We start from the raw sequence: 7635 nt of genomic DNA on the forward strand, positions 1-7635 counted from the left end.
ACCGGATCTCGCGTGACTGGCACCGGATCTCGCGTGATTGAAGCCGGAACTCACCGCCGTTGCCCGGCCCAGCCTGTGCTTGGCCGGGCATCTCGCGTGATCGAGGGGGCATCTCACGTGACTGGACGGGCATCAGGCGTGATTGGAGGGGCATCACGTGTGATTGGAAGGACGACACGCGTATCTGGAGGGTCGGGTCGTGGGGCGGGAGGGGCGGGTGGGATGGAGAAGGGGCCGGGAGCGGAGCTCCCGGCCCCTGGGGGTACGGACGAAGTGAGCTGACGAAGTGGGTTGCTGAGGTGGGTTACTTCAGGGCGGAGCCGGCCTGCCAGTCGGCCCAGGACTTGGACCAGTCGCCGTACAGGTCCCACACCGGGAGCTGCGGGCCGCCGGAGTTCGTCACCTCGACGACGTCGCCGAGGCCCATGTTCTGGAAGAACCACTCGGCGTTCGCCGCGTTCAGGTTGATGCAGCCGTGCGAGACGTTCGAACTTCCCTGCTGCCCCACGCTGTTCGGGTTCTCGTGGACGAACTCGCCGTCGTTGGAGATCCGCTCCGAGAACTTCTCGTTCGAGCGGTACGCCTTCGGGTCCGGCGGGCAGACGCCGTACGTGCACGAGTCCATCGTGTAATTCGCCTGTTTGTCCGAAATGACGTGCGCGCCCAAATGTGTCGGGGTCGCGTCCTTGCCCATCGAAATCGGCATGGACTTCACCATCGCGCCGTTGTGGAAGATCTGCATCTGCTCGGTGTTCCCGTCCGCCTTCGCGATCCAGGAATCGTGCACCTTGTACGTCTCCGTGCGGTCCTCCGCGCCGAAGACCCCGTTGCCGAAATCGACGCCGTAGATCTTCGCCGTCACCTTCAGCGTCGTGCCGGCCTTCCAGTACTCCTTCGGCCGGTAGTGGACGTTCGAGTCGTCGATCCAGTACCAGCTGCCGTCCTGCTTCGGCGTCGACTCGACCGTCAGGGCCTTCTCCACCGCCGCCTTGTTCTTCACGGCGATCTTCCCGAAGCTGAACACGATCGGCTGCCCGACGCCGACGCCGGTGCTCGCCACCGCGGACGGTGCCGGGATCAGGTTGGCGTTCGCCTGCTTCTTCGGCGCGATCGTGCTGATCTGGTTGTCCTGCTCGACCGCCTTGCCGTCGGCGCCTTGGGCGTGCGCGACGATCTTGTACGTCACGCCGTAGCCGAGCGGCTCGGTGGACGTCCAGCTCGCGCCGTCGCCGGCCAGCTTGCCGCCGACCTTGTTCCCCTTCGCGGTGTTGGTCACCGTGACGTCGAGGAGCTTCCCGTTGGCGGCCTTGACGACGATGGGCGTCGCCGGGTTCACCCCCGTGCCGCCCGCGGGCTCGAACGACACGGCGACCGGGGTCGCCGAAGCCGACGCGGAACCGGACACGGGCGCCCCACCGCCGGGTGAGCCGCCGTCGTCACCGGATGAGCAAGCGGAAAGCACCAGTGCTCCGGCGAGGATTCCGGCCACCGAAAGTAAAGTCTTCTTGGGAGGCATATTGTCTCTTTTTTGGGAATTGGGGTCGGCGGGCATTCATCATCAAAACTACGCGATAGCGATGACGTTCTTCCCGGCGGATCGGTGCATCCGCGTGACGCGGATCACGTGACGACGAGGCCCGGTGCCCCGTAGAGTCCCGGCCCGCTCACCGAAATCCCGTCCAGGAACTCCCGTGCGGCCGAGTACGCCTCTTCCGCCAGTGCTTCGGTGTGCCCGAAATCGAGCGGGTTCACACGTACCGGTGCCGGCCCCGGCAGGTACACCACGGGCACCTTCGAGGCCGCGAGCGGCGCTTCCAGCACGGCCTGGTTCCGCATGCTGATCATCGCGGTGAACATCATCACCTCGGCGAACGTCCGCGGCGCGCCCGGCAGCTTGCCCGGGAACGCGCAGTCGAGCACCACCAGCGACCGCGCGCCCATCGCCAGCGCCTGCCGCATCGGCACGTTCGCGACGAGCCCGCCGTCGTAGAGCAGGCGCCCTTCATGCTCCACCGGCGGGAAGATCCCCGGGATCGCGCAGCTCGCCAGCAACGGCTCGAGCAGCCGGCCGGTCCGGATCAGCAACGGCTCGGCCGTGTCGACCTGCGTCGTGACGACGCCGAGCGGCAGCGCCAGGTCCTCGAAGCGGGTTTCGGCGCCGAGGTGGTCGGCGATGATCGTCGTCAGGCCGCTGTTGGGGAACAGGTGCGTCTTGCTCTGCGTCAGCGTCCGGACGCGGCTCAGCACGCCGCCGGGGAACGCCTCGGTGCGCGTCATGTGCGCCCAGATTCCATGGAGGCGCGCCAGTGCGTCGTCGCCGGGCAGGGCCAGCACCGCCGCGTTGAGCGAGCCGACCGACGTGCCCGCCACGAGGTCCGGCGTGAGGCCGGCTTCGGTGAGCGCGCGCAGCATGCCGACCTGCATGGCACCGAGGCTGCCGCCCCCGCCGAGGACGAACCCGATCGGCCGGGGAAGATCCGCGAGACTCATACCGCCGAATGTAGTAAGCCCGGCTGTCGCAGGTCGTGCCGCCCGGGACGACGGCGTCGAGGCCGGGAGACGTCGCGAATGACTCGTTCGGGACGGGGGAGGCCGCGAATGAGTCATTCGCGACGCTCGGGTCAGGGGATCCGCTCGGGCTCGCGTTCCGGCTCGGCGGCCAAAACCTTCCGCTTCTTCATGCGCAGCAGGAAGAACACCCCGGCCGCCGCGAGCACGCCGACCGCGATCAGGCCGCCCGTGCTCACCGCGCCTTCGATCCGCTTCGCCGCCTCGCCCAGGGCTGCGCCGATGCTGATGTGGAGCAGGGACCAGCAGAACGCCCCGGCGGCGGCCGCGGGGAGGAAGCGCCGGAACGGCAGTCCGGACGTTCCCGCCGCGGCCGGGGTCAGCGTGCGGATCACCGGCAGGAAGCGGGCGAAGAACACCGCCCACGCGCCCCGGCGCTCGAGGACCGAGGTCGCCTTGTCCCACGCTTCGAGGCCGTACTTGCGGATCAGCTTCGTCTCGCGCAGCCGGGGGCCGAACCGCCGGCCGATCAGGTAGCCGAGGGCGTCGCCCGCCGTCGCGCAGAGCGTGACCACCAGCCACAGGACCAGGAACCGGGGGAGGGTGTTCGCCGTCGTCGCGGCGACGAGCAGCCCGGACTCGCCGGGGGCCAGAAAACCCAGCCCGATCGTGCACTCGGCGAAGACCAGCCCGCCGGTCGCCGCGACGAGCCCCGGTTCCGGGAGTCCTTGCAACCAGCTGAGGAGGTCCGAAACCAGGGCCATACGGCCACTTTACCGATCCTTTAAGGATGGTGGGGTGACGTGCGTCACCGCGCCAGCAGCGACGCGGCTTCCTGCGCGGCCGGGCCTTCGGCGGCGAGGTGCGCCAGGTTCTCCGGCAGCTCCTCCCCACGGTAACCCTTGGTCTGGGCGTAGAGCCGTCCCGCGCGGTACGACGACCGGACCAGCGGCCCCGCCATCACCCCCGCAAAACCCATCGCCTCCGCAGCCTGCGAGTGCACGACGAACTCCTCCGGCTTCACCCACCGATCCACCGGGTGATGCCGCGGCGACGGACGCAAATACTGCGTGATCGTCAAAATCTCGCAGCCCGCATCGACCAGGTCCCGCATCGCCGGAGCCACCTCATCCGGCGTCTCACCCATGCCCAAGATCAGGTTCGACTTCGTCACCAAACCCGCTTCACGCGCCGCAGTGATGACCTCCAGCGAACGCGCGTACCGGAACCCGGGACGGATCCGCTTGAAAATCCGCGGCACCGTCTCCACGTTGTGCGCCAACACCTCCGGCCGCGAACCGAACACCTCAGCAAGCTGCGCCGGGTCAGCGTTGAAGTCCGGGATCAACAACTCGACCCCGGTACCCGGGTTCAGTGCGTGAATCTGCCGAACCGTCTCGGCGTACAACCACGCACCGCCATCCTCGAGATCATCCCGAGCGACACCGGTGACCGTCGAATACCGCAGACCCATCGCCTGCACCGACTCCGCGACCTTCCGCGGCTCAGTCCGGTCCAGCTCAGCAGGCTTACCCGTGTCGATCTGACAGAAGTCACACCGGCGGGTGCACTGGTCCCCACCGATCAGGAACGTCGCCTCCCGGTCTTCCCAGCACTCGTAGATGTTGGGACAACCGGCCTCTTCACACACCGTGTGCAAGCCCTCGCGGCGCACGAGACCCTTGAGTTCGGTGAACTCCGGCCCCATCCGCACCCGCGTCTTGATCCACGGCGGCTTCTTCTCGATCGGCGTCTCACTGTTGCGGACTTCCAGACGCAGCAGCTTCCGGCCTTCAGGCGCAGCACTCACGTCCTCAACCGTACGCCCGTCCGGGCTACGCGGGATCGGGGGTGACCTGGGTCAACTTCGCCGTCAGCTCCCACAGCGCGGACCCCAGCGACTCGCTGCGCGCGGCGGCCACCGTGCGCACCCTGACCGGGTAGCCGCGCAGGTTTCCGAGGCCGCGCGGGGCGAAATAGGCGCCGCCTTCGACGCCGTCCGCCGTCGCCGCGTAGAGCTGGGGGAGGGCGCCGATCCGCGGCCCCTGGGCGAACAGGACCTCGCCGAGGCGGTGGCCGCCGGCAATGAGGGACCGGACCACCGGGTTCGAATACGACCGCGCCATGCCGCTGCCGAGCCCGGTCGCGGTGTACCCGGGGTGCGCGGCGACACTCAGGATGTCCGAGCCCGCCGCGCGCAGCCGACGGTCCAGCTCGACCGCGAACACCTGGTCGGCGAGCTTCGACTGGCCGTACGCGGCGGCCGCGTTGTAGCGGCGGTGCTCGGCGTTCGGGTCGTCGAGGTGGATTCGCGCGCCGGTGGCGGCGAGGCTCGACAACGTGACGACGCGGGCGTGCCGTCCGCCGCGCAGGGCGGGCATCAGCAGCCAGGTCAGCGCTGCGTGCCCCAGGTAGTTGGTGCCGAACTGCAGCTCGAAGCCGTCGGCGGTGCGGCCGCGGGCGGTCGCCATCACGCCGGCGTTGTTGACCAGGACGTCCAGCTTGTCGCCGGTCAGCTCCCGGGCCGACGCGGCGGCCGCGCGCACCGAGGCGAGCTCGCTCAGGTCCAGTGGGATGAGCTCGGGCCCGGCGCCCGCGGCGGCTGCTTTGACGAGGTCCAGTGCCTTCGCCCCGCGTTCGGCGGAGCGGCAGGCGAGGAGCACGCGGGCCCCCTTGCCCGCGAGCACCTCGGCGGTGCGCAGCCCGAGCCCCGAGTTCGCCCCGGTGACCAGCACGGTCCGGCCGGTCTGGTCGGGGATGTCGGCGTCGGTCCAGCGCTCCGTCATGCGTGTACTAAACCGTGTTCACGCACTCGGCGCGAGCAGGCGCCGCAGGTGTCCCATGACGGGACGGCGGCGAGCGGGCTCGTCGCGGCTCGTGCGCAGCAGCGCCTCGAGCGCGTGACCCACCTTGACGATCTCTTCGGCCGGCTCGCGCGGGTCGGCCAGCCCGGCCGTGACGGCGAGCATCCGCAGCTCGCCTTCGTGCATCCGGCGCAGCGACGCGTGCCGCTCGTAGCCGCCGTCGAGCACCGCGCGCAGCGTCTCGTGCTCTTCGACGGACGCGCGCCAGGCGCGGGTGACGGCGTCGACGTGGTCGCCGAGGCCGTCGGCGTCGTCCGGGTCGGTGACCTCGGCGCGCAGGCGGCCGCTCAGCGTCCTCGTCCACTGGTACTGCAGCGCCAGGAGGACGTTCTCCTCGGTGCCGAAGTGCTCTTCGGCACCGGGAACCTCGTCGAGCGCCAGCGGCGCGGCCGGGTTGCGGCCCGCCAAGCGGACGACCGCTTCGAGGATTTCCTGACGTCGGTAGAAGTCTGTCCAGCTCATCGTGGGCTCCCCTTCCGTGGCCCGGGTCATACCGCCGGTCTGCGGCATACTCCCGGTACGGACCTGACGAGGCGAACATACCATGAGTATGGAGAGATCCTCCGGGCGTAAGGTTGTGAAGGTGGCGACAATGAGGTCCAGACGACTCGACTACTCGGAGTCGACGCGGTCGGCGCTGGTCGACAGCGCGGTGGAACTGTTCACCAAACGCGGTTACGCGGGTACCTCGCTCGACGAGATCGCCAAACGCGCCCGCGTCACGAAGGGCGCGCTCTACCACCACTTCAGCGGCAAGCAAGCCCTCTTCGAAGCCGCGTTCGACCAGGTCGAAAGCCTCGTCTACGACCGTCTCGACAAGATCATGACCGGTGAGGGCACGCCGTGGGAGCGGGCCCTCGGCGGGCTCAACGCGTTCATCCGCGCGTGCCTCGACCCGGCCTACCAGCGGATCGCCATCCACGAGGCCCCGGTCGTCATGGGCTGGGAGCGCTGGCGCGAAGCCGAGGAGCGGTGCAGCTTCGGGCTCGTCCGCTCCGGCCTGCAGTCGCTGATCGACGCGGGCGAGGTCGAGCCCGTGCCGGTCGAGGTCACCGCGCGGCTGCTGTTCGGCGCGCTCTCGAGCGCGGCGACCGAAATCGCCAGCTCGCCGGATCCGAAGAAGGTCGGCGCCGAGATCGAGGACGTCATTGTCCGCATGCTGGTACGGCTGCGGCGCGCGGAGCCCGACGTCTCTATAGGCTGACTTTCGTGGACTTGAGGATCTTCACCGAGCCCCAGCAAGGGGCCAGCTACGACGAACTCCTGCGCGTCGCCAAGGCGACCGAAGCCGCCGGCTACGACGCCTTCTTCCGCAGCGATCACTACCTGAAGATGGGCTCGGCCGACGGCCTGCCCGGCCCGACCGACGCCTGGATCACCCTGGCCGGCCTGGCCCGGGAGACCAGCCGGATCCGGCTCGGCACGCTCGTCACCGCGGCGACGTTCCGGTACCCGGGTCCGCTGGCCATCTCGGTCGCCCAGGTCGACCAGATGTCCGGCGGGCGCGTCGAGTTCGGTCTCGGCTCAGGCTGGTACGACGCCGAGCACGAGGCGTACGGCCTCACGCTGCCGCCGCTGAAGGAGCGCTTCGACCGCTACGCCGAGCAGCTCGAGATCATCACCGGGCTGTGGAAGACACCGGCGGGCTCGACGTTCTCGTTCAAGGGCGAGTACTACTCCCTGTCGGAGTCGCCGGGCCTCCCGAAGCCGGCGCAGTCCCCGGCGCCGCCGGTGATCATCGGCGGCCAGGGCAAGAAGCGCACGCCGGCCCTGGCGGCCCGGTTCGCGGACGAGTTCAACCTGCCGTTCGTGGACGCCGACACCGCGGCCGCGCAGTTCGCTCGCGTAGACGCCGCGGCCGAGGAGATCGGCCGCGACCCCAAGGAGATCCTGCGCTCGGTGGCGCTGACCATCGCCGTCGGCCGCTCCGACGCGGAGGTCGCGCAGCGGGCGTCGGCCGTCGGCCGGGACGAGGCCGAGCTGCGGGCGAACGGCCTGGCCGGGACGCCCGCCGAGGTCGTCGACCGGATCGGGCAGTGGCGGGAGAAGACCGGGATCACCCGGGTCTACCTGCAGCTGCTGGACCTGTCCGATCTGGACCAGATCGAGCTGATCGCGGCCGAGGTCGCACCGCAGCTGGACTAGCGCCCCAATGTGGCGGTCGGGGGGGGCCACACACCAAAAACCACCACGGGGGGGGCCCACACCACCCACAAACCAACGGGGGGAGGGGTCGTTTTTGGGGGGGGAGGGGGCGCCCGGC

General features: G+C 69.6%; 8 protein-coding genes. 2 read left to right on the forward strand and 6 right to left on the reverse strand.

Annotated elements, in window-relative coordinates:
• Positions 1 to 304 precede the first annotated feature (304 nt).
• The 6 genes from ACZ4TR_RS23235 to ACZ4TR_RS23260 form a co-directional block, all read right to left on the reverse strand.
• Positions 305 to 1516 (reverse strand): L,D-transpeptidase, encoded by a 1212-nt coding sequence (locus ACZ4TR_RS23235; protein ID WP_465288993.1) that lies wholly within the window; start codon positions 1514 to 1516, stop codon positions 305 to 307.
• Positions 1517 to 1620: 104 nt separating this feature from the next.
• On the reverse strand, positions 1621 to 2490 hold the full coding sequence (locus ACZ4TR_RS23240; protein WP_465288994.1) for a patatin-like phospholipase family protein: 870 nt from the start codon (positions 2488 to 2490) through the stop codon (positions 1621 to 1623).
• 131 nt (positions 2491 to 2621) lie between these two features.
• The gene (locus tag ACZ4TR_RS23245; protein ID WP_465288995.1) at positions 2622 to 3272 is read right to left on the reverse strand and encodes a DedA family protein; all 651 of its coding nucleotides are present in this window, start codon (positions 3270 to 3272) and stop codon (positions 2622 to 2624) included.
• A 44-nt stretch (positions 3273 to 3316) separates the two neighbouring features.
• The gene (gene lipA / locus ACZ4TR_RS23250; RefSeq protein ID WP_465288996.1) at positions 3317 to 4318 is read right to left on the reverse strand and encodes a lipoyl synthase; all 1002 of its coding nucleotides are present in this window, start codon (positions 4316 to 4318) and stop codon (positions 3317 to 3319) included.
• A gap of 25 nt (positions 4319 to 4343) precedes the next feature.
• Entirely contained in the window at positions 4344 to 5294 is a 951-nt protein-coding gene (locus ACZ4TR_RS23255) for an oxidoreductase (protein ID WP_465288997.1), read from the reverse strand.
• An 18-nt stretch (positions 5295 to 5312) separates the two neighbouring features.
• Positions 5313 to 5834 (reverse strand): hypothetical protein, encoded by a 522-nt coding sequence (locus tag ACZ4TR_RS23260; protein WP_364529292.1) that lies wholly within the window; start codon positions 5832 to 5834, stop codon positions 5313 to 5315.
• Between the two features lie 130 nt (positions 5835 to 5964).
• Between ACZ4TR_RS23260 and ACZ4TR_RS23265 the strand changes: the two genes are divergently transcribed.
• Positions 5965 to 6576 (forward strand): TetR/AcrR family transcriptional regulator, encoded by a 612-nt coding sequence (locus ACZ4TR_RS23265; protein ID WP_364529295.1) that lies wholly within the window; start codon positions 5965 to 5967, stop codon positions 6574 to 6576.
• A 5-nt stretch (positions 6577 to 6581) separates the two neighbouring features.
• Positions 6582 to 7517, forward strand: coding sequence for an LLM class F420-dependent oxidoreductase (locus ACZ4TR_RS23270; RefSeq protein ID WP_465288998.1), 936 nt, complete (start codon positions 6582 to 6584; stop codon positions 7515 to 7517).
• Positions 7518 to 7635 lie beyond the last annotated feature (118 nt).

It is taken from the genome of Amycolatopsis sp. NPDC028719 (assembly GCF_055565395.1).

Bases quoted from the DNA above. Each gene is read 5' to 3' on its own strand.
- ACZ4TR_RS23235 (WP_465288993.1), bottom strand. From the start codon at position 1,516: ATGCCTCCCAAGAAGACTTTACTTTCGGTGGCCGGAATCCTCGCCGGA.
- ACZ4TR_RS23240 (WP_465288994.1), bottom strand. From the start codon at position 2,490: ATGAGTCTCGCGGATCTTCCCCGGCCGATCGGGTTCGTCCTCGGCGGG.
- ACZ4TR_RS23245 (WP_465288995.1), bottom strand. From the start codon at position 3,272: ATGGCCCTGGTTTCGGACCTCCTCAGCTGGTTGCAAGGACTCCCGGAA.
- ACZ4TR_RS23255 (WP_465288997.1), bottom strand. From the start codon at position 5,294: ATGACGGAGCGCTGGACCGACGCCGACATCCCCGACCAGACCGGCCGG.
- ACZ4TR_RS23260 (WP_364529292.1), bottom strand. From the start codon at position 5,834: ATGAGCTGGACAGACTTCTACCGACGTCAGGAAATCCTCGAAGCGGTC.
- ACZ4TR_RS23265 (WP_364529295.1), top strand. From the start codon at position 5,965: ATGAGGTCCAGACGACTCGACTACTCGGAGTCGACGCGGTCGGCGCTG.